General features: G+C 64.7%; 23 protein-coding genes. 19 read left to right on the top strand and 4 right to left on the bottom strand.

What is annotated here, in order from left to right:
- Positions 1–37 precede the first annotated feature (37 nt).
- The 3 genes from P7F68_RS08330 to P7F68_RS08320 all read left to right on the top strand — a co-directional run bounded on the left by P7F68_RS08330 (position 38) and on the right by P7F68_RS08320 (position 3322).
- Positions 38–1936: a DUF294 nucleotidyltransferase-like domain-containing protein gene (locus P7F68_RS08330; protein ID WP_277832238.1), complete on the top strand. Its 1899-nt coding sequence runs from the start codon at positions 38–40 to the stop codon at positions 1934–1936.
- Positions 1933–2577 (top strand): 3'-5' exonuclease, encoded by a 645-nt coding sequence (locus P7F68_RS08325; RefSeq protein WP_277832236.1) that lies wholly within the window; start codon positions 1933–1935, stop codon positions 2575–2577. Before P7F68_RS08330 ends, P7F68_RS08325 begins: the two co-directional genes overlap by 4 nt.
- A 193-nt stretch (positions 2578–2770) precedes the next feature.
- Positions 2771–3322: a C40 family peptidase gene (locus P7F68_RS08320; protein WP_277832399.1), complete on the top strand. Its 552-nt coding sequence runs from the start codon at positions 2771–2773 to the stop codon at positions 3320–3322.
- 85 nt (positions 3323–3407) lie between these two features.
- Here P7F68_RS08320 and P7F68_RS08315 read toward each other — a convergent pair whose 3' ends face one another.
- Positions 3408–3749 carry a DUF2325 domain-containing protein gene (locus P7F68_RS08315; RefSeq protein WP_002927134.1) on the bottom strand — a complete coding sequence of 114 codons (342 nt, stop codon included), beginning with the start codon at positions 3747–3749 and terminating at the stop codon, positions 3408–3410.
- 122 nt (positions 3750–3871) lie between these two features.
- On the opposite strand from P7F68_RS08315, the gene P7F68_RS08310 reads away from it, so the two are divergent.
- Positions 3872–4882, top strand: coding sequence for a Fe(3+) ABC transporter substrate-binding protein (locus tag P7F68_RS08310; protein ID WP_002935616.1), 1011 nt, complete (start codon positions 3872–3874; stop codon positions 4880–4882).
- A 36-nt stretch (positions 4883–4918) separates the two neighbouring features.
- Here P7F68_RS08310 and P7F68_RS08305 read toward each other — a convergent pair whose 3' ends face one another.
- Both P7F68_RS08305 and P7F68_RS08300 read right to left on the bottom strand, forming a co-directional pair.
- A complete protein-coding gene (locus P7F68_RS08305; RefSeq protein WP_277832231.1) occupies positions 4919–7036 on the bottom strand; it encodes a sensor domain-containing diguanylate cyclase in 2118 nt (705 codons plus the stop codon).
- A 149-nt stretch (positions 7037–7185) separates the two neighbouring features.
- Positions 7186–8838 carry an ABC transporter permease gene (locus P7F68_RS08300; protein WP_277832397.1) on the bottom strand — a complete coding sequence of 551 codons (1653 nt, stop codon included), beginning with the start codon at positions 8836–8838 and terminating at the stop codon, positions 7186–7188.
- A 140-nt stretch (positions 8839–8978) separates the two neighbouring features.
- Between P7F68_RS08300 and P7F68_RS08295 the strand changes: the two genes are divergently transcribed.
- From P7F68_RS08295 to P7F68_RS08275, 5 genes are all read left to right on the top strand, one after another.
- Positions 8979–10088 carry an ABC transporter ATP-binding protein gene (locus P7F68_RS08295; RefSeq protein ID WP_277832229.1) on the top strand — a complete coding sequence of 370 codons (1110 nt, stop codon included), beginning with the start codon at positions 8979–8981 and terminating at the stop codon, positions 10086–10088.
- Entirely contained in the window at positions 10085–10789 is a 705-nt protein-coding gene (aat, locus tag P7F68_RS08290; protein ID WP_277832227.1) for a leucyl/phenylalanyl-tRNA--protein transferase, read from the top strand. Before P7F68_RS08295 ends, aat begins: the two co-directional genes overlap by 4 nt.
- 28 nt (positions 10790–10817) lie before the next feature.
- A complete protein-coding gene (locus P7F68_RS08285) occupies positions 10818–11543 on the top strand; it encodes an arginyltransferase (protein ID WP_277832225.1) in 726 nt (241 codons plus the stop codon).
- A 75-nt stretch (positions 11544–11618) separates the two neighbouring features.
- Complete coding sequence (locus tag P7F68_RS08280; protein WP_277832223.1) at positions 11619–12635, top strand: quinone-dependent dihydroorotate dehydrogenase; 1017 nt, start codon at positions 11619–11621, stop codon at positions 12633–12635.
- 68 nt (positions 12636–12703) lie between these two features.
- Positions 12704–13792: a BMP family ABC transporter substrate-binding protein gene (locus tag P7F68_RS08275; RefSeq protein ID WP_277832221.1), complete on the top strand. Its 1089-nt coding sequence runs from the start codon at positions 12704–12706 to the stop codon at positions 13790–13792.
- 39 nt (positions 13793–13831) lie between these two features.
- Here the strand turns inward: P7F68_RS08275 and P7F68_RS08270 are convergent, their stop codons facing one another.
- On the bottom strand, positions 13832–14593 hold the full coding sequence (locus P7F68_RS08270) for an N-acetylmuramoyl-L-alanine amidase family protein (protein ID WP_277832219.1): 762 nt from the start codon (positions 14591–14593) through the stop codon (positions 13832–13834).
- A gap of 264 nt (positions 14594–14857) precedes the next feature.
- Here P7F68_RS08270 and P7F68_RS08265 point away from each other — a divergent pair, with 264 nt between their 5' ends.
- From P7F68_RS08265 to P7F68_RS08220, 10 genes are all read left to right on the top strand, one after another.
- Positions 14858–15283, top strand: a complete 426-nt coding sequence (locus tag P7F68_RS08265) for a c-type cytochrome (protein WP_002935609.1) — start codon at positions 14858–14860, stop codon at positions 15281–15283.
- 32 nt (positions 15284–15315) lie between these two features.
- Complete coding sequence (locus tag P7F68_RS08260; RefSeq protein WP_277832216.1) at positions 15316–16695, top strand: cbb3-type cytochrome c oxidase subunit I; 1380 nt, start codon at positions 15316–15318, stop codon at positions 16693–16695.
- Positions 16696–16940: 245 nt separating this feature from the next.
- Positions 16941–17981 carry a type I glyceraldehyde-3-phosphate dehydrogenase gene (locus P7F68_RS08255; RefSeq protein WP_277832395.1) on the top strand — a complete coding sequence of 347 codons (1041 nt, stop codon included), beginning with the start codon at positions 16941–16943 and terminating at the stop codon, positions 17979–17981.
- Between the two features lie 45 nt (positions 17982–18026).
- Positions 18027–18641, top strand: coding sequence for a cytochrome c oxidase subunit 3 (locus P7F68_RS08250; RefSeq protein ID WP_277832214.1), 615 nt, complete (start codon positions 18027–18029; stop codon positions 18639–18641).
- A gap of 11 nt (positions 18642–18652) precedes the next feature.
- Positions 18653–18934: a cytochrome C oxidase subunit IV family protein gene (locus P7F68_RS08245; RefSeq protein ID WP_002927180.1), complete on the top strand. Its 282-nt coding sequence runs from the start codon at positions 18653–18655 to the stop codon at positions 18932–18934.
- The gene (locus tag P7F68_RS08240; protein ID WP_277832211.1) at positions 18931–19731 is read left to right on the top strand and encodes a CbbQ/NirQ/NorQ/GpvN family protein; all 801 of its coding nucleotides are present in this window, start codon (positions 18931–18933) and stop codon (positions 19729–19731) included. The genes P7F68_RS08245 and P7F68_RS08240 overlap by 4 nt, the downstream gene beginning before the upstream one ends.
- Before the next feature lie 28 nt (positions 19732–19759).
- Entirely contained in the window at positions 19760–20167 is a 408-nt protein-coding gene (locus P7F68_RS08235) for a magnetosome magnetite crystal formation protein family (RefSeq protein ID WP_002927183.1), read from the top strand.
- A gap of 16 nt (positions 20168–20183) precedes the next feature.
- Entirely contained in the window at positions 20184–21191 is a 1008-nt protein-coding gene (locus tag P7F68_RS08230) for a 4Fe-4S binding protein (protein WP_277832208.1), read from the top strand.
- Positions 21192–21210: 19 nt separating this feature from the next.
- Complete coding sequence (locus P7F68_RS08225) at positions 21211–23136, top strand: nitric oxide reductase activation protein NorD (protein WP_002927187.1); 1926 nt, start codon at positions 21211–21213, stop codon at positions 23134–23136.
- 4 nt (positions 23137–23140) lie between these two features.
- Positions 23141–23899, top strand: a complete 759-nt coding sequence (locus P7F68_RS08220) for a Crp/Fnr family transcriptional regulator (RefSeq protein WP_002927189.1) — start codon at positions 23141–23143, stop codon at positions 23897–23899.
- Positions 23900–23974 lie beyond the last annotated feature (75 nt).

Below are 23974 nucleotides of genomic sequence, written 5' to 3'. Positions count from 1 at the left end.
CGTATAATCGCGCCACTTCACCGACGACAAGCCCGTCATGACCGCAACCGCCGCCGCCCTCCTGCAGGGGGCCAGCACCGATTTCCTGCGCAATCACTCGCCCTTCAATCGCATGGAGCCCGAGGCGCTCTCCTTTCTGGCAGAGCGTGCAGTCCTCGGCTTTCATCCTCGCGGCAGCGAGATCCTGACCCCAGAAATGGGGGTGCCCGCGCATTTCTACATCGTGCAGCGGGGCAAGGTCCAGGCCCGCCAGACAGGCGCGGCCGTCGTCACGGAGTATGCCAGCCTGGCAATCGGCCCTGGCGAGTGCTTCCCGATCGGCGCCATCTCAGCGCGCAGGCCATCGACCAATGCCTACGTCGCGAGCGAAGACAGCTTCTGCTTCCGGATCGCGGCGGACGACTTCCTGCAGCTCATGCAGATGAGCCCGGCCTTCCACCTCTTTTGCACCCAGTACATCGCGAGCCTGCTCAACCAATCGCGCCAGCAGCTGCAGACCACGTTCACCCAGCGCGCAGCCGAACAGCAGACGATGACCACCTCGCTGGGCAAGCTCATCAAGCAAGCCCCCTTCGCGGTGAGTGCCGAGAGCACGACGCGTGAAGCCCTCGAGCGCATGAACGAGCTCCAGCTCGGCTGCGTTGTCGTGGTCGACAGCGAGCGCCATCCGGTCGGCGTGCTGACCCAGAGCGACCTGCTTCCTCGCGTCATCCTCGCCGCTTTCGATCTCGATCGCCCGATCGGCGAAGTCATGACAGCCAACCCGCACCAGCTCGGAGCCAGCGCCTCGGCCTACGATGCCGCGCTCGAGATGGCAACCCATGGGGTGCGTCACCTGCTCGTCGTGGATGCCGAGGGGCGTCTCGAAGGTGTGGTGTCCGAGCGCGATCTGTTCTCCCTGCAACGCATCAGCCTGCGCCAGATCCGCGCCGGCATCGAGAGCGCCGCCGATATCGAGGCGCTGCAGCGTGCAAGCAAGGACATCCGCCAGCTGGCGCTGAACCTCATCGCACAGGGCATCGGTGCCGAACAGCTCACCCAGTTCATTTCGGCACTGAACGACGCCCTCACCCGCAGAATCATCGAGCTGGCGCTGGCACAACACGACCTCGCAGGCATCGACTTCAGCTGGGTCGCCTTTGGTTCCGAAGGCCGCCACGAGCAGACACTATCCACAGACCAGGACAACGGCATCATCTGGCGCGCACCCGAGATGGCCAATGGCGAACAGGTCAAGAAGCGTCTGCTCGCCTTTGCAGGCGTGGTGAACAGCCATCTTGCCGCCTGCGGTTTCCCGCTCTGCAAGGGCAACATCATGGCAAGCAATCCAGAGCTGTGCCTTACGCTCGAGGAGTGGAAAGCGCGCTTCGGGTCCTGGATCCGCGAACCCGACCCCCAGGCCCTGCTCAACGCCTCAATCTTCTTCGACTTCCGCGTCTTGTATGGCAGCGAGCGCCCGGCAAGCCAGCTGCGCACCTGGCTGAACAAGACCGTCAAGGGCAACTCCACCTTCCTGCGCATGATGGCGGTCAATGCCCTGCAAGTCATGCCCCCGCTCGGCCGAATCCGCGACTTCGTGCTTGAGGACGACGGCAGCATCGATCTCAAGAAATCCGGCGCCCGCCTTTTCGTCGACGTCGCTCGCATCCTTGCCCTGCGCACCGGGGTCGATTCGAGCAGCACGGTTCAGCGCCTGCGCCAGGCGGCGGCGCGGATGGGGGTACCGGCCGAGGAGGTGTCCGCCATCATCGACGGCTTCAACTTCATACAGTTGCTGCGCCTGCGCTCGCAGCACCTCGAGACCGAACACGACGCGCCAGGCGACAACCGGGTGAATCCCGACTCTCTCAACGAGCTCGATCGCCGCATTCTCAAGGAAGCCTTCCGCCAGGCGAGAAAGCTCCAGCTGCGCCTGAAACTGGATTACCAACTATGACTGGCTGGCTCTCCCGGCTCATACCCTCGCGCAGCGGCCCACAGCCTCTGAGCACGCGCGCCGCCGCCACCATGGAACAGTGGCAGTCCCTGCCCGACGTCGATCTTGCGCGCGCGCATTACGAGACGCGCTACACCGTGGTCAACACCGAGGCCACGGGGCTGGACCTGGAACGTGACCGCTTGCTCGCTGTGGGGGGCATCGCCGTAGACTGCGGCCTCATCCACCTCGACGCGGCCTGCTATGAGAAGCTCGACCCTGTTCCGGCGGAGGCCCTGAGCGCCCTGCTCGGCCTCGCCGGCAAAGGGCCCCTGATCGTATTCAACGCGCCCTTCAACCGCGGCATGATCGAGCAAGCCCTGTTGCAGCACCTGGGCCTGAGTCATGCCTTTACCTGGATCGATCTCTACCTTTTGATGCCGGCGCTGTTTCCGGAGCGCTTCGAACGCCCCGTCCGCCTCGCCGAATGGATGGCGAGCTTCGGTATCGAGACCTTCCAGCGCCATCACGCGCTGGGCGACGCCTGGGCGATAGCGCAGCTATTCCTCGCTGCGGAAGCGCGCGCCCTGTCGATGGGCCTGAGCACCGCACCCGCGCTCGTTGAACAAGAGCGCGCATACCAGCAGCGTCTCAAGATCTGAGCCTGCCCAGGGGCCGCTCAACTGCGGTGTCGGCACGCAACTCGCGAGCCCGCCAGGTACGACAGGCATCGGCATCCCGCCGGTCACGGGTGCTGCATTGAACAGCGTGCTATGACACGTCTCGACCTCTCCGGTTCCTCGACCTAGGGTTTACCTATTTACAAGCGCCATTCGCATGCGTATATTCCGCCGAATGTTTTTGCGCCGACTCACTCTCACTCTTGTCGCGGCCCTTGCGCTTGCGCCCTTGGCCGCTCACACGGCCGAGCGGCCCGTCGCAACCGCCACCCAAGAGCAACGGTCGGCGCTGGAAGAATATGCGAGCACTGCCGAACAGCTCGTCGATGAAGCGTTGTCTTACCTGGGCATCCGCTATCGCCGTGGTGGCACTTCACCAGAAACGGGGCTGGACTGCAGCGGGCTCGTGCTCAACGTGTTCCGGAATGCGATCGGACTCGACCTGCCCCGCACGGCACGCGAAATGGCCAACCTGGGTGACAAGGTCAGCCGCCAGGAATTGAAGCCCGGAGACCTGGTGTTCTTCAATACCATGCGCCGCACCTTCTCCCACGTGGGCATCTACCTCGGCGACGGCAAGTTCGTCCATGCGCCTTCGACAGGCGGCAAGGTGAGGGTCGAGAGCATCGCCACTCGCTATTGGGCGCAACGCTTCAACGGTGCCCGCCGCCTGGTGGACGACGACGCCACCACCGACTTCATGCCTTCGCTCTCGGCGATGCGCTGACACCCCTCCTGCTATACACAACGTTCGATGCCCCGCTCTGATGCGGGGCATCGAACGTTTACGGCCCGAGTGATGCCAGCTGCGCTCAGTGCGTCTTGCGACATGCCCCCTTTGCGTGCGCCGGACACTGCTGACAGCGCTCATCGAACCGCTTGCCCAGGGCTTGCTGCAGGGCGCAGGTCGATCGCCGGCAGCACACGAACATCACGCCCTCCCGCGTTGCCGCCTCACGGAAGCGCTGCATCACGTTGTGACCGAGGAAATCAGTGAAGAGGATCACCATGCCGATCCCGCTCGGCAGAGACGCCGATCGCCTTTGATGGCTGGTATCGCGACCACTGACATGGCTCGCGATGCGAATACCGTAGCGGTCGAGTACATCAGGTATGTTTCCGAGACGATCGGCGCCCACCAGCAGTGCATCCATGACATTTCCTTGTTGCGAATGATTCGCAACAATAGTGCCCGCAATGAGACCAATTTGCAACTGCGAATCTTTATCGTTATTATCCGTTCACCCATAACAACCCTCAGGGGCCCTCGAGCATCATGAAGAAAGTCGTCCTCGCCTCCCTTCTTTCCGCCCTCGGCCTGGCTGCAACGGCTCACGCGGCCGAACTCAACATCTACTCGGCCCGCCACTACCAAACGGACGAGCAGCTGTATGGCAACTTCACCAAGCAGACCGGCATCAAGATCAACCGCATCGAGGCCAAGGAAGACGAACTGCTCGAGCGCATCCGCACCGAAGGCGCCAACAGCCCGGCAGACATCTTCATCACCGTCGACGCTTCTCGCCTTGGCAAGGCCGATGAGATGGGCATCTTCGCGCCGGTGAAGTCGGCCGAGATCGAGGCTCGCGTCCCGGCCCACCTGCGTGCCGACAACTGGGTGTCCTACTCCACTCGCGCGCGCATCATCGTGTTCAACCCGACGATGGTGAAGGAAGAACAGGTCAAGACCTACGAGCAGCTCGCCGACCCCGCCCTCAAGGGCCAGGTGTGCACGCGTTCGGGCAGCCACCCCTACAACCTGTCGCTCGGCGCAGCCATGATCAAGCACAACGGCGCCGAAGCGACCGAGAACTGGGCCAAGGGCATCGTCGCCAACTTCGCTCGCGCACCGAAGGGTGGCGATACCGACCAGATCCGCGCGGTTGCGGCAGGCGAATGCGGCGTCGCCATTGCCAACAGCTACTACCTCGCGCGTCTGATGAACTCGACAAAGCCCGAAGACCAGGCCGCGGTTGCCAACATCAAGGCCGTATGGCCCAACCAGGACAGCTGGGGTACGCACATCAACGTGTCGGGCGCCGGCATGCTCAAGAACGCGCCCAACAAGGAAGCAGCGGTCAAGTTCCTGGAATACCTGGCCTCCGACGAAGCCCAGGCCTACTTTGCCAACGGCAACAACGAGTGGCCGGTGGTGACGACGTTCAAGATCGACAATGCCGCACTCAACAAGCTCGGCGAGTTCAAGGCCGACACCTTGCCGATCGGCGAGCTGGCTGCAACCGTTGCCGAAGCACAGCGCATCTTCGACCGCGCTGGCTACCGCTGAGCCCGATGGCCCGTCGCCGCATGCGACGGGAGCCCATCAACCCGAGCTGACCGACACGGCCCCGCCTTCGAAAGACGGCGGGGCCGTGTCACGTTCACGCGCCAGGACGGCGCGATTGCGCCCACCATGCTTTGCTGCATAGAGCGCCTCATCGGCACGCGAATACGCCTCGTCATGGGCCTGGTCAGCCTCATGCAGCATCGCCACCCCCACACTGACCGTGAATGACAGCGGCTGGCCCTCGACCATTGCCGGGCTCGCGGCTACCACGCGGCAAAGCCGCTCCGCCACCCGCATCGCGCCGAGCGCATCAATGCAGGGCAGCAGGACGGCAAACTCCTCCCCCCCCATGCGTGCGAACACGTCGGCCTCGCGCAGCTGCACGTCGACCACGTTAACGAAGTGCCGCAGGACGATATCGCCCGCTGCATGGCCGTGAGTGTCATTGACCCGCTTGAAGTGGTCGAGGTCGAGCAGAAGCAGCGCGGCCTGCGATTGGCCACGACGGACGCGACCAAGCTCTCCGCGCATCATCTCGGTGAAGTGGCGCCGGTTCCACAACCCCGTCAGCGGGTCGCTCGTCGCCAACTGCAGCAAGCTCTCCTCCATCGTCTTGCGCTGCGATATGTCCTGATGGATCCCGACCACGCGCGCTGCTGCACCTTGCTCGTCACGATCGAGCACGCGCCCGGCAGCCATCACCCACACCCAGTGGCCGTCTTGATGGCGGATGCGATACTCCACCCGGTAGCTGTCGGTCGCACCTCCAAGGTGGGGCTCGAGCGCAGCACGGATGTCACCCCAGTCCTCGGGATGTACGCGCTCCTCCCAGGCCGACACGTGCGCCGGGAGCTCGTCCGCACGGAAACCGATCATCTCGCACCAGGTGGGGCTGAACACGCAGCGCCCGCTGCGCAGGTCCCAGTCCCATACGCCCAGCCCGGCGCTCTCCACGGCAAGCATCACTCGCTGCTCGCGCTCGGCGATCTGCTCTCGCATCTTGCGGCGCTCGGTGAAATCGCGACTGATGCGGATCTCGCCAAGGGTGACGCCATTCTCGTCACGATAAGGCGTGCGCAGGGTGTCAAGCAGGCGAAGTCCGCCATCGACCGTTTCCAGCCATTCCTCGTGATGCTCGGGGGTACTGACCACACCTCCGTCAGCCCCCGCTCCGTCGAGATTGCCCGCAGCGCGCATGGCCGTCTCCTCGCGCAGGCCGACGAGATCGCACTCGCGCACGCCATAAGCCTTTGCGTACGCCTTGTTGCAGCCCAGGTAGCGCCCCTGCGGATCCTTGAAGGCAATCAGGTCCGGCACCGAATCGATCAGCGCACGCAGCAGCGCCTGCTCACGCCTGAGCGCCTGCTGAGGTTCACGCACGCCGGACACGAACACGGCGCGGTAGATCATGGCGTAGGCTGCGAACTTGTAGAGATGCCCAGCCACATTGAAGAGGTCGCTCACATCGACGTACAGGGTGAAATACAGCTCGGCGAGCGCGAGCACCCAGGCAGCGGCGGCGAGCCATCGAGCAGAGGCATCCCGATCGCGCAGCGCTCGTTGCCAAAGCATCAGGGCGGCCAGCACATAGAGCGCTGCAAGAACGTACTCGGCGCCGACCTTGAACGGGGTGGCCCCTTCACCGGGGATGAAGCTGACCGGGAGCCAGTCCTGATGCCACAGCACGACCCACATCGTCAGCAGCGCAATGCCGAGCGCGGCAGCCGTCACCCCGTCCGCACATGCAGGTGGCCAGCGCCGTTCGGGCAGCAGTGCAAACACAAGCAAGCCAACCACCAACAGCAGGCGCGCTGCAAGCCAGAACTGTATGGCCTTGTCGGCCCCGCTTGGGGTAACGAACACAGGCATGCCTGCGTATGACAAGGTGTGGGCAAAGTCGATCAGACCAACGCCCAGGAACACAGCCCCCAGCCAGACCAGACGTCCGCCCCGCGTGGTGTGGCGCAGATTCCAGCCGAGCGCGAACACCATGGCCGCCACCGCGATCGAGAAGAACTCGAGCGCCGTATGCAATGCGAGATAGTGCTCCGGGTCCGAGAACAGCCTGCCTGGCGGCATGAAGCCGCTGAGGATGAACACGACACCGAGCACGATCGACCAACTGACGGGTTTGCTGACGGACTTGATCGACACGGGACGCTCGTATGCGAGAACTGAGTGCGGTTTAGCTACCCGGATTATCTCCCACCGTGCCCATGGCATGGGATCACGTAAGACCCACTTTCCACCGCCATTTCCGCACTCACGGCTTCCAGCACCGCAACCGCTGCGCAAGCGCGCCGCTAACGCCGTCGGGCGGCCAGGATCTGCCTCGAGATCACGATCATCGGCAACAAGCCCACCGCAACGATGATCAGCGCCGCAGTCGAAGCTTCCGCAAGCCGTTCGTCTGCGGCCAGGGTATGCGCCTGCGTTGCCAGCGTATCGAAGTTGAAGGGGCGTATCACCAGCGTGGCGGGCAGCTCCTTCATCACGTCGACGAAGACCAGCAGGCCAGCCGTGAGCAGGCTGCCCCTGAGCATCGGCACATGCACGCGGGCCAGCGTCGCCCACTTGCCATAGCCCAGACTGCGCGACGCGTCGTCCATGCTCGGCGTGATCTTGCCCAGACTCGAATCGACCGTCTGCAAGGCAACCGCCAGGAAACGCGCAAGGTAGGCATACACAAGCGCGGCGATGCCGCCGGTGAGGATGAGTCCGGGGTTGCTGCCCGAGACCGCCGTCCACACCTGCGCCAGCCAGTTGTCGAGGCGAGTCAGCGGGATCAGCACCCCCACCGCGATCACCGAGCCTGGCACCGCATAGCCCATGCCGACGACACGGTTGAGCGCCTGCGGCAGACGCGATCGCGCCAGCCGCGCGGCATAGGCCAGCAATACGGCAAGCAGCACCGCAATGACGGCTGTGACCGAGGCAAGCACGAAGCTGTTGCGCGCGAGCTGAACGAAGCGCGCTCCGAACTGGGCATCGCCCTCCGCGAACGCCATCTGCAGCAGCAGCCCTGCGGGCAGCAGGAAGCCGAGCAGCAGGGGCATGAAGCACGCGAATGCGGCAAGCAGTCCGGGCAGCAAGGCGAGGCGATGCCGCACCGGCAGCTTGCTCTGACGTGAAGTGTTGTTGAAACGCGCCCGGCCGCGCGAGATGCGCTCGAGCGTGAGGACGAGGATCACGAAGGCAAGCAGGGCCGCCGACAGTTGCGCAGCGGCAATGCGGTCACCAAGCGAGAACCAGGCCCGATAGATCCCGGTGGTGAAGGTCTGTACGCCGAAATAGGAGACCGTGCCGAAGTCGGCCAGCGTCTCCATCAAGGCCAGCGCCGTACCGGCGACAACCGCCGGACGCGCCAGCGGCAGAGACACGCGAAAGAAAGAGCCCCAGGGGCCGAGCCCGAGCGAGCGCCCGGCTTCGAGCATGCCCCCGGCACGCTCCAGAAAAGCCGCGCGCGCAATCATGTATACGTAGGGATAGAGCACGAACATGAACATCGCAACTGCACCGCCCACCGTGCGCACGTCCGGAAACCAGTAGTCTCCGCGCCGCCAGCCGAAGGTCTCGCGCAGGAAGCTCTGCACCGGGCCGACGAACTGCAGGAAATCGGTGTACACGTACGCCATCACATACGCAGGCATCGCCAAGGGCAGCACCAGCGCCCACTCGAAGAAGCGGCGCCCCGGGAAGTCCAGCATCGTGGTGAGCCACGCCGTGGTCACGCCGATCGAAGCCACGCCCAAGCCGACGCCAACACAGAGAATGACCGTATTGACAACGAACTCGCCCAGTACGGTGTCGGCCAGGTGCCCCCAGGTATCGCTGGTACCGCCGATGAAGACGTTGGAGAACACCGACAGCACGGGCGCCGCGATGAGCGTCGCAATCAGCACCGCACTCAGGGTCAGTGTCGACCACTCCAGGCGCGCGGCGCCCTGCCCTCCCATTCCGTTCATTCCGTATCCATTGTTGTGGGGCGCCGAGGATCGAGCACGCCCGCTTGTCGGGGCGAATTATAATTGATCGCATTTGGAACGCCCCGGTGCAATAATCGCCCGTACAAAAAATCTCGGCAGCCGTAAAAGCCATGTCACATCTGCAACTCGACGACATTGATCTCGCCTTCGGCAAGCACTCGGTCGTGCGCAAGCTGTCGCTTCGCCTTGAAAAAGGCAGTATCGGCTGCCTGCTGGGCCCCTCCGGCTGCGGCAAGACCACGGTCCTGCGCTGCATTGCAGGGTTCGAACGCCTGGCCGGCGGTCAGATCCTGCTCGACGGCAACATCGTCAGCACGCCCGAGCACAGCCTTGCCCCCGAGCGCAGGCGCATCGGCATGGTGTTCCAGGACTACGCCCTCTTCCCCCACCTGTCGGTCGCTGACAACATCGCCTTCGGACTGCGCGGCGAGAACGCTGCGAGCCGTCGTGAGCGCGTTACGGAACTGCTCGGACTGGTCGGTCTGGCCGAGCACGGCACCAAGTATCCACACGAGATTTCGGGCGGACAGCAGCAACGTGTAGCGCTCGCGCGTGCGCTCGCACCACGCCCGAGCCTGCTGCTGCTCGATGAGCCGTTCTCGAACCTGGACGTCGAACTGCGCGAGCGCCTGTCCTACGAAGTCCGCGACATCATCAAGGCCACCAACACCACGGCCATCCTGGTCACGCATGACCAGCACGAAGCCTTCGCTGTTGCCGACGAGATCGGCATCATGCACGAAGGACGCATCCAGCAGTGGGACACGCCTTACAACCTTTATCACAAGCCGGTTAACCGTTTCGTCGCCGACTTCATCGGCCAAGGCGTATTCCTGCGTGGCCGCGTTCTGAATGACCGCCAGGTGCGCGTCGAACTCGGCATCCTCAACAGCGCGCTGCCGCTTGTTTGCGGAGAGGACTGCGGTGGCTGCGCACACGGCAGCGACGTCGACGTGCTGCTGCGCCCGGACGACATCGTCCACGACGACGACAGTCCGCTCAAGGCCGAAGTCGTGCACAAGGCCTTCCGAGGCGCCGACATCCTGTACACCCTGCGCCTCGACAGTGGCGCACGCGTGCTTTCATTGGTGCAGAGCCATCACAACCATGCCATCGGCGAACACATCGGCATACGCCTCGGCGTCGATCACGTGGTGACCTTTCAGGACGAAAGCACGGGCTTGAACATGGTCGCCCACCCACTCGCCTTGACGGCATGATCCCCTGGCTGGACGCGCCCACCTTTCCATCGCTCGAGCGCGCCCTGGCCGAACCGAATGGCTTGCTCGCCGCCGGCGGCGCCCTTTCACCCGAGTGGCTCCTGGCGGCATACCGCCGGGGCGTATTCCCGTGGTTCAGCGCAGGAGAACCCATCCTATGGTGGAGTCCGGACCCCCGGCTCGTCCTCATCCCCGAGCGCGTGCACATCAGCCACTCGCTGCGCAAGGTGCTGCGCAGGCGCCGTTTCGAGGTCAGGCTGGACACCGCCTTCGCCGCCGTGATGCAGGCCTGTGCCGCACCCCGTGCGAACGCCTCCGGGACCTGGATCACCGCCGAGATGCAGGCTGCCTACCTGCACATGCATGAACTGGGTTACGCGCACAGTGTCGAATGCTGGCGAGACGGAAGGCTGGTGGGCGGGCTTTACGGAATTGCACTTGGAAGGGTGTTTTACGGCGAGTCGATGTTTGCACACGAGACAGATGCGTCCAAGGTGGCGCTCGCGCATCTTTGCCGGCTGCTCGGCTTACGTGCTTATGGCATGATCGACTGCCAGATGACGACACCGCACCTGCTTTCGATGGGGGCCTGCGAACTGCCACGAAAGGTCTTCTCCGCTGCTCTCGAACGCTGGACCGCCGAGGGCCCCTCACCCCAACGCTGGGCGGCAGACGCCGCTTCCGACTTCGACTGGACCTGAACCGAACGCTCACTCGGCAGATCACGCGATGCAGCAGGACTACCCCTACGCCCTGATCCAGTTCTACGCCACGGCGCCCTACGCCTGCTCCTACCTGAGCGATCGCAGCGCGCGTTCACAGGTGGCAACGCCCGGTCATCTGATCGACCCTCAGGTCTATAGCGAACTCGTGCGTCGTGGCTTTCGCCGCAGCGGCGTATTCACCTACCGCCCCTACTGCGACCATTGTCGCGCCTGCGTTCCTGTTCGCATTGTCGCCTCGGGCTTCCACCCCAGCCGCAGCCAACGCCGCGCCTGGAAGCAGCACGCCGGCCTGCGCGCAAGCGAGCATGCGCTGGAGTTCCGCGAAGAGCACTACCTGCTCTATCAGCGCTATCAGGCCGCTCGGCATTGCGGCGGCGGCATGGACCTGGACAATCGCGAGCAGTACAGCCACTTCCTGCTGCAAAGCCATGTCGACACCCGGCTCGTGGAATTCCGCGACGGCGACAACCTGCGCATGGTGAGCATCATCGACCGACTGGCAGACGGGCTGTCCAGCGTCTACACCTTCTACGAGCCTGACCTGCCACGTGGCGCTCTGGGCACCTACGGCATCCTTTGGCAGATCGAGGCCTGTCGCAGGCTCGATCTCGCCCATGTCTATCTCGGTTACTGGATCGCGCAAAGCCCGAAGATGGCCTACAAGTCCCGCTTTGCCGCGCTCGAGATCCTTCAGGAAGGCGAGTGGCGCCCCTTCAGGGCGGACGTCTGAGACGAATACGCTGAGGCGGCGACCCGGCGCGCGGTGCACCTCGCCGCGACCCGCACGAATCGCTACAATCGCGCGATGCTCTACGATCTCGCTCGCCCGCTGCTGTTTTCGCTCGACGCCGAAAACGCCCACGAATTCGCTCTCCACGCCCTGCACTACGCCGGCAAGCTGCTGCCGGCCGGAACACCCGAACCGGCCACACCGGTCGAGGTCATGGGCTTGAGCTTTCCGAACCGAATCGGTCTCGCTGCGGGTCTCGACAAGAACGGCGAGGCCATCGACGGCTTGGCACGCATGGGATTCGGCTTCATCGAGATCGGCACCGTCACACCGCGTGCGCAACCCGGCAATCCGCGCCCGCGCATGTTTCGCCTGCCCGAGGCCCGCGCCATCATCAACCGCATGGGTTTCAACAACCATGGCGTCGATGCGCTGCTGGCGCACGTGCGGTCGGCACGCTACCAGGGCATCCTGGGCATCAATATCGGCAAGAACTTCGACACGCCAATCGAACAAGCCGTAGACGATTACCTTGCATGCCTGCAGAAGGTGTACGCGCTGGCCAGCTACGTCACCGTGAACATCTCCTCACCGAACACGAAGAATCTGCGCCAACTGCAAGGCGAGTCCGAACTCGATGAGTTGCTCGGGCGCCTCAAGCAGGCCCAGACACGGCTCGCCGACAGCCATGGCCGCTACGTGCCGCTGACACTCAAGATCGCACCCGATCTCGATGACGCCCAGGTGACGAACATCGCCGATGCGCTTCGACGTCACCGTATCGACGGCGTGATTGCCACCAATACGACGATCGCGCGTGACAAGGTCGAAGGCATGCGTCACGGCAACGAACAGGGCGGACTATCCGGCGCACCGGTCTTCGAGGCCTCCACTGCCGTAGTGCGCAAGCTCGCTGCAACGCTGGGCGGCGAGTTGCCCATCATTGCCGCCGGCGGCGTCCTCGACGGTGCCGGCGCACGCGCCAAGCTCGACGCCGGGGCAAGCCTCGTCCAGCTCTACAGCGGCCTCGTCTACCGCGGGCCAGGACTGGTCCGCGAATGCGTTCGGGCCACCGACACAGACATGGCCTGATCACTGCAAGCGGCCACCTCGCGGCAACACTCCGCACCATCGCATACCACCCATCAAGGAGATTTCCGATGCGCCATCGTCGCCAGTTCATCCTGTCCGCTGCCGCGCTCGCGGTCGCCGCATCTCTTCCGCTCAGCGCTGCCGCCGAGGCGCCCGCCAAGATCGGCTTCGTCTATGTGAGCCCGATCGGCGATGCCGGCTGGACATACCAGCACGACGAGGGACGCAAGGAAATGGAGGCAGCCCTTGGCAACAAGATCGAGACACGCTACGTCGAGAGCGTGGCGGAAGGTGCCGACGCCGAACGCGTGATACGCGAGTTTGCAGCGAGCGGCAGCAAGATCGTGTTCGCCACCAGCTTCGGCTACATGAACTATGTCGAGCGCGTGGCGCGCCAGTTCCCCAATGTCACCTTCCTGCATGCCACGGGCTACAAGTCTGCGAAGAACTTCGCACCGTACAACGCCCGCTTCTACGAGGGCCGCTACCTCAATGGCGTGATCGCCGGCAAGATGACCAAGTCCAAGGTGCTAGGCTACGTCGGCGCCTTCCCCATTCCCGAGGTACTGCAGGGCATCAACGCCTTCACGATGGGCGCGCGCAGCGTCAACCCGGACATCGAAGTCCGCGTCATCTGGGCCAACAGCTGGTACGACCCGGGCAAGGAACGCGAGGCCGCGATGACACTGATCTCCCAGGGTGCGGACGTGGTTACCCATCACACCGACTCGACCGCCACCGTGCAGGCCGCGGAAGAACGCGGCGTATACGCCTTCGGTTACCACTCGGACATGTCCAAGTACGGCCCCAAGGCACAACTCACCGCCACCACCCATCACTGGGGCGAGTTCTACACGCGCACCGTGAACGAGGTGCTTGCCGGCACCTGGAAGCCGGAGAGCGTCTGGGGCGGCATCAAGGACGGCATGATCAAACTCGCCCCGATGAACCCCGCAGTGCCGGAGGACGTGCAGGCCATGGTCCGCGACCTGGAAGGGCGCATCCGCGACGGCAGCTTCCACCCCTTCACCGGCCCAGTGGTCGACCAGGCGGGAACGGAGCGTCTCGCCGCTGGCGCAGTAATGGACGATGCCACGCTCGGGCGCATGGACTATTTCGTCCAGGGCGTCTCGTCGCGCCTGCCCAGCTCGCGCTGATCGCCAAGGCGGCCCTGGACAGCCCCGGGCCGCCGGCACTCAAGGCGACCGTCGATCCGCCGTCGCCTCATCGTCAGCCGGCACACCGTGGCCCAGGCACGCCGCCAACGCGGTCGCAATCCCGTCAGCCATGCGTGCCTGACGCTGCGGATCCCGCAGCAACAACTCCTCATCCCGGTTCTTCAGCACGCCAGCCTCGAACAGCACGGCCGGCATGCGCGCGTGGCGCAACACGGCCAGGCCATCGAAATAGTGCACGGCATGCTCGAAGTCCGCGTACTCACGCCGGCGGCCATTCTTGTGCGTAGGCTCGAAGCCCATGCGCTGCAGGCGCGCACCCATCACCCGCGCGCACAATATGCTCATCGCTGTGTCCGGATTGTCGCGTGACACGAACAGCGAGTGGCCAGCAAAGTCGTCGTTGTAGTCGAGGGCCCTGCCCGCCCATTGCCAGGGCCTCAGTTCGAATGCATTGACCGAGTCGTGGTGGATGGACACCAGCAAACGCGCCCCCTCGGCGGCACGAGGACGTGCCTGCAGACTCTCGATACGGCCGTCGGCGTTGATCAGCCTGGCCTCCATGCCCCGTGCGGAAAGGGCATCGACGAGCGCACGCGCCAGGTCGAGATTGAATTCGAACTCGCTTCGCCCGCGCGCACTGATGGCCCCTGGCGCCACCAGCGTGTGCCCGACATCCACCGCAATCCAGCCCTCACCGCTTGCCGCAGCAGGTAGGGCCAGCACGGCCGCAGCGCCCACCGCCAACAGGCCGCGGCGCACATCTGCCAAATCTCGCCACATCGTATCGACACTCCAGTGTTGCCTGACATCCGCAGGTCATGCCCCGTGAATGCCAGGACCTCGTTCCCGCACCGCCGCAAGGCACGCTGCGGGCCGCGCCGACGCGCCTTCCGGGCAATCTTGATTCAAATCATGGAGGCCCGGGGACGCCGATCCGACAATTCGGCCACCATCGGTTCATCCCTGTTCCGGTGCAACCCCTGAACCACCCAGCCAACCTGACACCAATCCAGACAAAACGAGACTAGCGATGAGGAGTACTCCATGAGCGGTATCTTCACAAAATCCATGGCGCGGAACATCTTCTACGGGGGAACGGTGTTCTTCTTCCTCCTGTTCCTGGCGCTCACCTTCGACACCGAACGCGAACTGCCGAATCGCGACAACCGGCAAAACCTCACCCCCGAAGTCGCCGCCGGCAAGCACATCTGGGAAACGCGCAACTGTCTGGGCTGCCACACCCTGCTGGGTGAAGGCGCCTACTTCGCACCGGAACTCGGCAACGTCTATACCCGCCGCGGACCGGAGTTCATCAAGGCGTGGATGATGTCCCAGCCCACGGGCGCCCCGGGTCGTCGCCAGATGCCGAACTTCCACCTCACCGATGAAGAGCTCGACCAGCTCGTGGCGTTCTTCAAGTACACAGCTGGCATCAACACTGCCAACTGGCCGCCCAACATCGAAGGTTGACCGGAAACCTGGAGACCACAAGGGGATCACACATGCAATACAAATCACAAGCGGTCGCCATGCCCTACTTCATAGCGGCGATCGGGCTATTCGTGGGGCAAATCATCTTCGGCCTGATCCTGGGCATGCAGTATGTCGTCGGCGACTTCCTGTTCCCGGAAATCCCGTTCAACGTCGCCCGGATGGTGCACACCAACCTGCTGATCGTGTGGCTGCTGTTCGGCTTCATGGGCGCAGCCTACTACCTCATCCCTGAGGAAACCGAGACCGAACTGTACAGCCCGAAGCTGGCGCTGATCCTGTTCTGGGTCTTCCTCGTCGCCGGTGCGGCCACCATCCTCGGCTACCTGCTGGTGGATTACGCCACGCTCGCGTCGATGACCGGCAACGACCTCCTCGCCACCATGGGCCGCGAGTTCCTCGAGCAGCCCCTGCTGACGAAGATCGGCATCGTTGTCGTCGCGCTGGCGTTCCTGTTCAACATCACCATGACCGTGCTCAAGGGCCGCAAGACCGTCATCAGCATCGTGCTGCTGCTCGGCCTGTGGGGCCTGGCGATCTTCTTCCTGTTCGCCTTCTACAACCCGGTCAACCTCGTCCGCGACAAGTTCTACTGGTGGTGGGTTGTGCACCTTTGGGTGGAAGGCGTGTGGGAGCTGATCATGGCTGCGATGCTCGCCTTCGTGCTGATCAAGGTGACCGGCGTCGACCGCGAAGTGATCGAGAAGTGGCTGTACGTGATCATCACCCTGGCGCTTTGCACCGGCATCATCGGTACCGGCCACCACTACTTCTGGATCGGTACGCCGGAGTACTGGCAGTGGTGGGGTTCGATCTTCTCCGCACTGGAGCCGATCCCGTTCTTCGCCATGACCGTGTTCGCCTTCAACATGGTGAACCGCCGCCGCCGCGAGCACCCGAACAAGGCTGCCGTGCTGTGGGCACTGGGCACCGGCGTGATGGCCTTCCTCGGCGCCGGCGTGTGGGGCTTCCTGCACACCCTGGCTCCGGTGAACTACTTCACCCACGGCTCGCAGATCACCGCTGCACACGGTCACATGGCCTTCTACGGTGCGTACGTGATGGTCGTCATCACCATCATCAGCTACGCGATGCCGATCCTGCGCGGCCGTGCCGCCAACAGCGAGAAGGCTCAGGTGGTCGAGATGTGGTCGTTCTGGCTGATGACGATCGCCATGGTCTTCATCACCCTGTTCCTGACCGCCGCCGGCATCCTGCAGGTCTGGCTGCAGCGCATCTCCGATACGCCCATGTCCTTCATGGCGACCCAGGACCAGCTCATGCTGTTCTACTGGATGCGTGAATGGGCAGGTGTGATGTTCTTCATCGGTCTGCTGACCTATCTCGCCAGCTTCTTCATCAAGGGCGAAGCGAAGGCAGCGAAGGCCTGATGAGCAAGGGTGTCTCTCTGTAGTACCTCCTGGGCGATCCAGGGGAAGGGGTTGGGGCGGCGAAAGCCGCCCCTTTTTTTTGTCCCGGCGCCGGAGGCCGCCGCGCCAGCCGCTAGAATGTGCGCTTCGCGCGGGTGCCACACCTCGGCCCCGCCAGGCCAAGCCCTACTGTCGACATCGTGCCCGCTGCAAGCCACTCCCCTGTATCCTCGACGCCCTGCGCCGATCAGTCGTCCCCTTTTCGCATCGCGATCAACGGCTACGGCCGCATCGGGCGCTGCTACCTGCGCGCGCTCCACGAAGCCGGTCTGGTCGACACCTTCAAGGTCGTCGCCATCAACGAACCGGCCGATCTCGCAAGCATCAGCTACCTGACCCGCTTCGACTCCACGCATGGCCGCTTTCCCGGACAGGTGGACAGCAGCGATGAAGCCCTGCTGGTGGACGGTCATCCGATCCTGATCAGCCATGCCGACAGCCCCGAGGCCGTGGACTGGGCCGCGCTCGAACCCGACCTGATCGTGGAGTGCTCAGGCCAGTACGGCAGTCGTGCCGAACTGCAGCGCTTCATTGACGCCGGCTGCCCCCGCCTGCTCCTGTCCCACCCCGGCAACGGCGCCGAGGACGTGGACGCCACCATCGTGTACGGCATCAACCACGAGACGCTGGACGGCCGCGAGGGGCTGGTATCGAACGCCTCATGCACGACCAACGCGGTGGTTCCCGTACTCGACCTGCTGCAGCGCGAGATCGGCATCGACAACGTGCTGCTGAGCACGCTGCACTCCGCCATGAATGATCAGCCCCTGATCGACGGCTACCACCACACCGACCTGCGCCGCACGCGGTCGGCGATGCAATCCATCATCCCGGTGTCGACCGGGCTGGCACGCGGGGTGGAGCGCCTGCTCCCCGAGCTCGCGGGCAAGGTCCAGGCCAAGGCAATCCGCGTCCCGACGCACAATGTCTCGGCGATTGACATGGTGCTCGGCTTCTCGCGCGACGTCACCGCAGGCGAGATCAACCGCTTGCTGCGCGAGGCGGCCCAGGGTCGCTACCGCAATCTGATCGCCTATTCGGACGAGCCGCACGCTTCGATCGACTTCAACCACGATCCCCACTCCGCAATCGTCGACGGCGGCCAGACGCGCAGCATCGGCAAGCGCATGGTCAACCTGATGGTGTGGTTCGACAACGAGTGGGGGTTCGCGAGCCGCATGGTGGATGTGACTCGCCATTGGCTGGCCCGCACGAGGCGCGCGGACGCGGGCCCCGGCACCAGTTAACCACGATCAAGTTCAAACCATGCGCGCTTGCCTAGACTGCCGCGCATGGAAACGACAAGCACATCCCTCCCCCACGGCACCGCAGGTCACCCCACACCGGTAGCCGAGCCACGCCTTGCCGGCGACCTGGCGATCTGGGTCTTCATCATGGCGGAGCTGCTTGCCTTCGGCGCCTTCTTCGCCGCCTACGCCTTCACCCGCGCAAACAACATCGAGCTGTTCAATGCCGAGCAGGCAGGGCTCGACCGTACGGCAGGCGCAATCAACACGATCCTGCTGCTGACCTCGAGCTACTTCGTTGTTCGTGCCGTACAGGCTGCCGAGCTGCGTGCCGCACGTGCCGCTGCGAACTGGCTGCTGGCCGCCATCGTCACCGGCCTGGGCTTCATCGTCGTCAAGCTCGGCGAGTACGCCGCTGCCTTCGCGCACGACATCAGCCTGTCGAGCAGCCCCTTCCACATGTTCTACCTGTCGCTCACCTTCTTCCACTTCATGCACGTGATCCTCGGGCTCGTGATCCTGGTGGCGATGTGGAACAACGCCCGCCAGGGGCGCTACGGCCCGGGCGACATGAACGGGATAGAGACCGGCGCCGCCTACTGGCACATGGTGGATCTGGTGTGGCTGATCCTCTTTCCCCTTGTCTACGTGATCCACTGAGGAGCCCGGCCATGGACACGCACATGCACGGCACCCCCAAGCGCGCCACCTGGCTGTGGCTCTCGCTGATCGGCGCAACCTTGCTCACCTGGGGCATGGGCACGCACGGCGCAGCGGGCACCTGGGCCATCGCTGCCCTCGCCGCCATCTCCTTCTGGAAAGGCGCAGTGATCATTCTCGATTTCATGGCCCTGCGCCACGCGCCCCTCCTTTGGCGTGCCATCACCATGGGCTGGATGATCCTGGTGTGGGCCGTCATCGCCATCGCCTATCTCAAAGGACTCGGACAATGAAGCCCGACACGCCCAACCTCGACATCCCCTTCTACCAACCCGCCGCGGACGAGGTCGAGGTCTTCCAGCACGCGTGGAAGAACCGCCTGCCCCTGCTCATCAAGGGCCCCACCGGTTGCGGCAAGACCCGCTTCGTCGCCCACATGGCCGCACGCCTCGGCTTGCCGCTGTTTACGGTGGCCTGCCACGACGATCTCACCGCAGCCGATCTCGTCGGTCGCCACCTGATCGGCGAGGGCCGCACCATGTGGTGCGACGGTCCGCTCACACGCGCGGTGCGCGAGGGTGGCATCTGCTACCTGGACGAAGTGGTCGAGGCGCGCAAGGACACGACCGTCGTCCTCCACCCGCTGGCCGACGATCGCCGCATCCTGCCCATCGACCGCACCGGCGAGCTCATCGAGGCGCCACCCAGCTTCATGCTGGTGGTGTCCTACAACCCGGGCTACCAGAACCTGCTCAAGGGCATGAAGCCGTCCACCCGCCAGCGCTTCATCAGCCTGCGCTTCGACTTCCCGCGCGCCGAACAGGAAGAGGCCATCCTGATCGGTGAAAGCGCCTGCCCGCCGGATCTCGCTCGCCGTCTGGTCGCCATCGCCGGTGCGCTGCGCTCGCTCAAGGACCGCGACCTCGAGGAATCGGCCAGCACACGCTTGCTCGTCTATGCCGCACTGCTCATCAAGGACGGCATGGACCCGGTGGCAGCCTGCCGCGTCGGCATCGTCGAAGCCCTGACCGACGACGCCGACATCGCAGAGGGACTCATGGAGGTGGTATCCGCCACCTTCGGCCGCTGAACACCACCCCACGCGTCACAAGGAAGCCATGAACATCCAACGCCAGGACCCTCTCAAGCACGCCATGCCGGGGCCGCAACTCGCCGTGGTGGCCGAGGCCCTGTTCCTGATCAACCTGATGCTGCTGCCCGTCCTGGCCTTCCTGGTCCTGATGGTGCTGTGGGCCAAGTTTCACGACCACGAAGACCCACTGGTGCGCAACCACCTGCGCCAGACCGGCTGGACCTGCATCTGGGGCGGCCTGGTACTCGTATGCACCAGCATCGCAATCCTGCTGCTCGGCGGCTTCGACAACCCGTGGACCTGGGTCATCGGCATCCTGTACTTCGTACTCGTCCATGCGGGTCTGATCCTGCTTGGCGTCATGGGGCTGTCGCGCGCCATCAACGGCCGCAGCTGGCGCTACCCGGTGTTCGGGCCGCGCGAACCCGTCTGAGTACCACGAGCCCGTGATGAGCACACCCGCGCCGGCACGCCGAATCATCCCCATCGCCCGGGCAGGTACGGACGATGGGGCGCACAGCCCGCGCCAGAGCTTGCGACTGGCCTTTCAGGTCGGCTTCTTTGCACTCTTCGTGCTCGCACCGGTGTTCGACCTCTTTCGCTACGACCTCAACGCCGACCATGCGTGGTTGCTGGGCATGGAGTGGCGGCTCGGGCTTGACCCATTTCTTGCCGGCCAGGCAAGCGCGCTCGAGGCCGCCGGCAGCATCATGCTGCACCTGTTCGTGCCGCTGCTGACGGTCGCTGCAGTGGTGCTTTGGGTGGCCTGGAAGTGGGGGCGCATGTATTGCGGCTGGCTATGCCCGCACTTCTCGGTGGTCGAATCCATCAACAAGCTCATGGCGCGCGCCTCGGGCAAACCCAGCGTGTGGGAAAAACACCGCCTGCCGGCCTGGAAGCCGGACGGCTCTCGCGCCAAGGTCGATGCACGCTGGTGGGGCCTCGTCGTACCTGCAGCCGTCGCCTTCGCCTTCCTGTGGGCGGTGGTACTGCTGACCTACCTGCTGCCACCTGCCGAGGTGTATGGAAACCTCATCGCTGGCGAACTGACGCGCAACCAGTTCATCTTCATCACCGCCGCAACGGTCGTGCTGAGCCTGGAGTTCCTGTTCGCACGCCACCTGTTCTGCCGCTTCGTCTGTGCGGTCGGCCTGTTCCAGAGCCTGGCCTGGATGGGCAACCGCGACGCGATGGTGGTGGGCTTTGCGCGCGCTCGTGCCACCGACTGCTCGAGCTGCCTCCCCGAGCGCCAGTCGGCCTGTGACGCGGTATGCCCGATGCGGCTGCGCCCGCGCAACATCAAGCGCCACATGTTCACCTGCACGCAATGCCGGCAGTGCATCGACGCCTGTGGCGAGACCCAGCGCGACAACCCCGAAGGCCCGCTACTGAGCTGGGTGACGGGCGAAGCCGCGCGCCAGAACGAAGCGGGTTTCCGCGCGTTCAAGGAACGCTGAACCGAGGGAACGCTGAACCATGGAAGAACACGTCGGACTATTCTGGCACCGTCTGATCACCCGCGCTGCGGGCGGGCACTTCCCCAAGGCCGCGGTCAGGCTCAAGGACATCGAGAAAGTTGCGGGGGTGTTCTTCCGCGCGCTCGGCGGCGACCCGGGCTTGCGCGTGGCCGCTGCCACCGTTGATACCCATGGCGCGCGGCGCAGCCTGCTACAGCGCATCGCCGGCGCAGACGAACGCATTGCCCGCGGCCGCATGGACATCGCCACCCTGCGCCTGCCGCCGGAGATCGACGCCCTGCCAGAACGCAGCCTCAACCGCGACCTCTATCTGTGGCTGGCCGCACTGGCCGCGGGTCATGGCAACGGCGATGCCACCCATGACGCACAGGTGGAGGCCGCACTCGCCCCCCTGCCGACCGGCACCTTCGACACCGAGGCCAGTCGTGAACTGCGCGAGAACCAGCGTGCCACCCTGCGCGCGCTACAACGCTGGCCAGGTATCGAGCCGCGCTATCGCCGACTGGTGGACGCCGTGATCGCCCAGCGCCGCAACCCCGCCAAGCTACCTGCAGCCGAAGCCGAGCGCGAACGCCTGCTGCGCCAGGCAATGCATGCACCGGGCAGCGTTGCCGCCTTGCCGGCATTGCCGGTCAAGGCACAGCCCACGCAACCGGTGCTGCTGTGGCTCAGCGACTTCCGTGCCAAGCCCGCAGCAGGCCTCGCCGGCAGCGGCAGCGGCGCCGAGGCTGCCGAGGGCGGCAGCACCAAGCCGGGTCGCGACGCCAGCCAGCAAGCCCACCGTGTCGAGCGCCAGGAGAACGCGCCCGAGAAGCACGGCATGATCATTCCCTTCCGCGCCGAAAGCCTGCTATCGGTTGCCGAGTTCATCAAGGTCAAGCGCAGCACCGACGACGACCCGGACGACAACGCCGCCGATGCCGCAGCCAACCTCGACCACCTGTCGATCACCCGCGACAACGAGCGTGTTGCTTCCAAGGTCCGCTTCGACCTCGACCTGCCCTCGGCCGCCGAGGACGACGTCGTCCTCGGCGACGGCATCCCGCTGCCGGAGTGGGACTACCGCAAGAACCTGCTGCGCGAGGATCATGTCCGCCTCAACGAACTGACGCCGTCGATCAACGATCCTCGTGCGGCACCCTGCGCGCTACCCGAACACCTGCGCCGCACCGCCCGCCGCCTGCACCGTCAGTTCGCCGCGCTGACACCGGGCCGGCGCTGGCTCAAGGGACAGGTCGACGGCACCGAGCTCGACGTCGACGCTGTGGTACGCGCCACCACCGACCGTGCCTGCGGTCACCACCCATCCGACCAGCTATACCTGTCGCTGGAGAAGCGCGAGCGCGATCTGGCTTGCCTCGCACTCGCCGACCTTTCCTTGTCAACCGACGCCTGGGTGTCCTCCGAAGCACGCGTGATCGACGTCATCCGCGACTCGTTGCTGCTGTTCGGTGAAGCGCTGATGGCGACCGGCGACCGCTTCGCACTGTGTGGCTTCTCCTCGGTCAAGCGCAGCAACGTGCGCTTCCATCGTCTCAAGGACTTCGATCAGCGCTTCGACGACCGTGCCCGCGGCCGCATCATGGCGATCAAGCCCGGCTACTACACCCGCCTGGGTGCCGCCATCCGCCACGCCACCACCATCCTCGAAAAGCAGACCGCAGCGCGCCGCATTCTGCTCATCCTCTCCGATGGCAAACCGAACGACCTCGACCTTTACGACGGCCGCTACGGCATCGAGGACACCCGGGTCGCGATCGTCGAGGCCCGCAGCCATGGCATCGTTCCCTTCTGCGTCACCATCGACCGCGAAGGCGCAAGCTACCTGCCACACCTGTTCGGTCCGGCGGGCTTCGCAGTGATCCGCCAGCCCGATGAACTCCCCGCCCGCCTGCCCATGTTCTATGCCCAGCTCACTCGGTGAAGCCATGAACTACCGCGACCTCCCCTGCACCGAAGCACTGCGCGACACGCCGCCCGCCGACCAGCCTTCGCCCGAGATCGAGCGCCTGTGCCGCCTGCTGAGCCAGGCCTCGCTCTTCAATGGCCTGGGTTGCCACGACATCGCCCGCTTCGCGCGTGGCGTGCGCGAGCTCAAGGTCGGGCGGGGCGACATTCTTTTCCACCGCGGCGATACCTGCTCCGGCTTTCACTTCATCCTCAGCGGCCAGGTCAAGCTCGCGTTCACCTCTGCGGAGGGCAACGAGAAGGTCGTCGACATCCTGCGCCCCGGGCAGAGCTTCGGCGAAGCCGTGATGTTCATGGACAAGCCCTACGTGGTGATGGCCCAGGCCCTGACCGATGCCAGTCTCCTCCACATCGCCAAGCAGGTATTCTTCGATGAAATGGCTGGCGACCCGGTGTTCTGCCGCAAGATCATCGCCGGCCTGGCCCAGCGCCTGCACCACCTGATGGCCGACGTCGAGAGCTACTCACTGCGCTCGGGGCGCGAACGCATCATTGGCTACCTGCTGCGCGAGGAAGAGCGCGAGGGCGACGGCATTGCCAACGGGCGGGTGTCAATTCGCCTGCCGACCAGCAAGGGCACGATCGCCTCGCGCCTGAACCTCACCCAGGAGCACTTCTCACGCATCCTGCACGAGCTCACAGACTCCGGCCTGATCGAGGTCGAGGGCCGCACGATCCATATCCCCGACATCGGCAAACTCAGGCGAAGCCTGGGCTGAGGCGGCCCTGTCAGCTCGCTCGGGTGCAGCCGCCCACTGCGACGCCGCTACCGCGCTTCGTACATGTGCCCGACC

Source organism: Thauera mechernichensis, from assembly GCF_029588855.1.
GTDB classification, from domain to species: Bacteria; Pseudomonadota; Gammaproteobacteria; order Burkholderiales; family Rhodocyclaceae; genus Thauera; species Thauera mechernichensis.
This window is presented reverse-complemented; position numbering and strand designations above follow the sequence as displayed.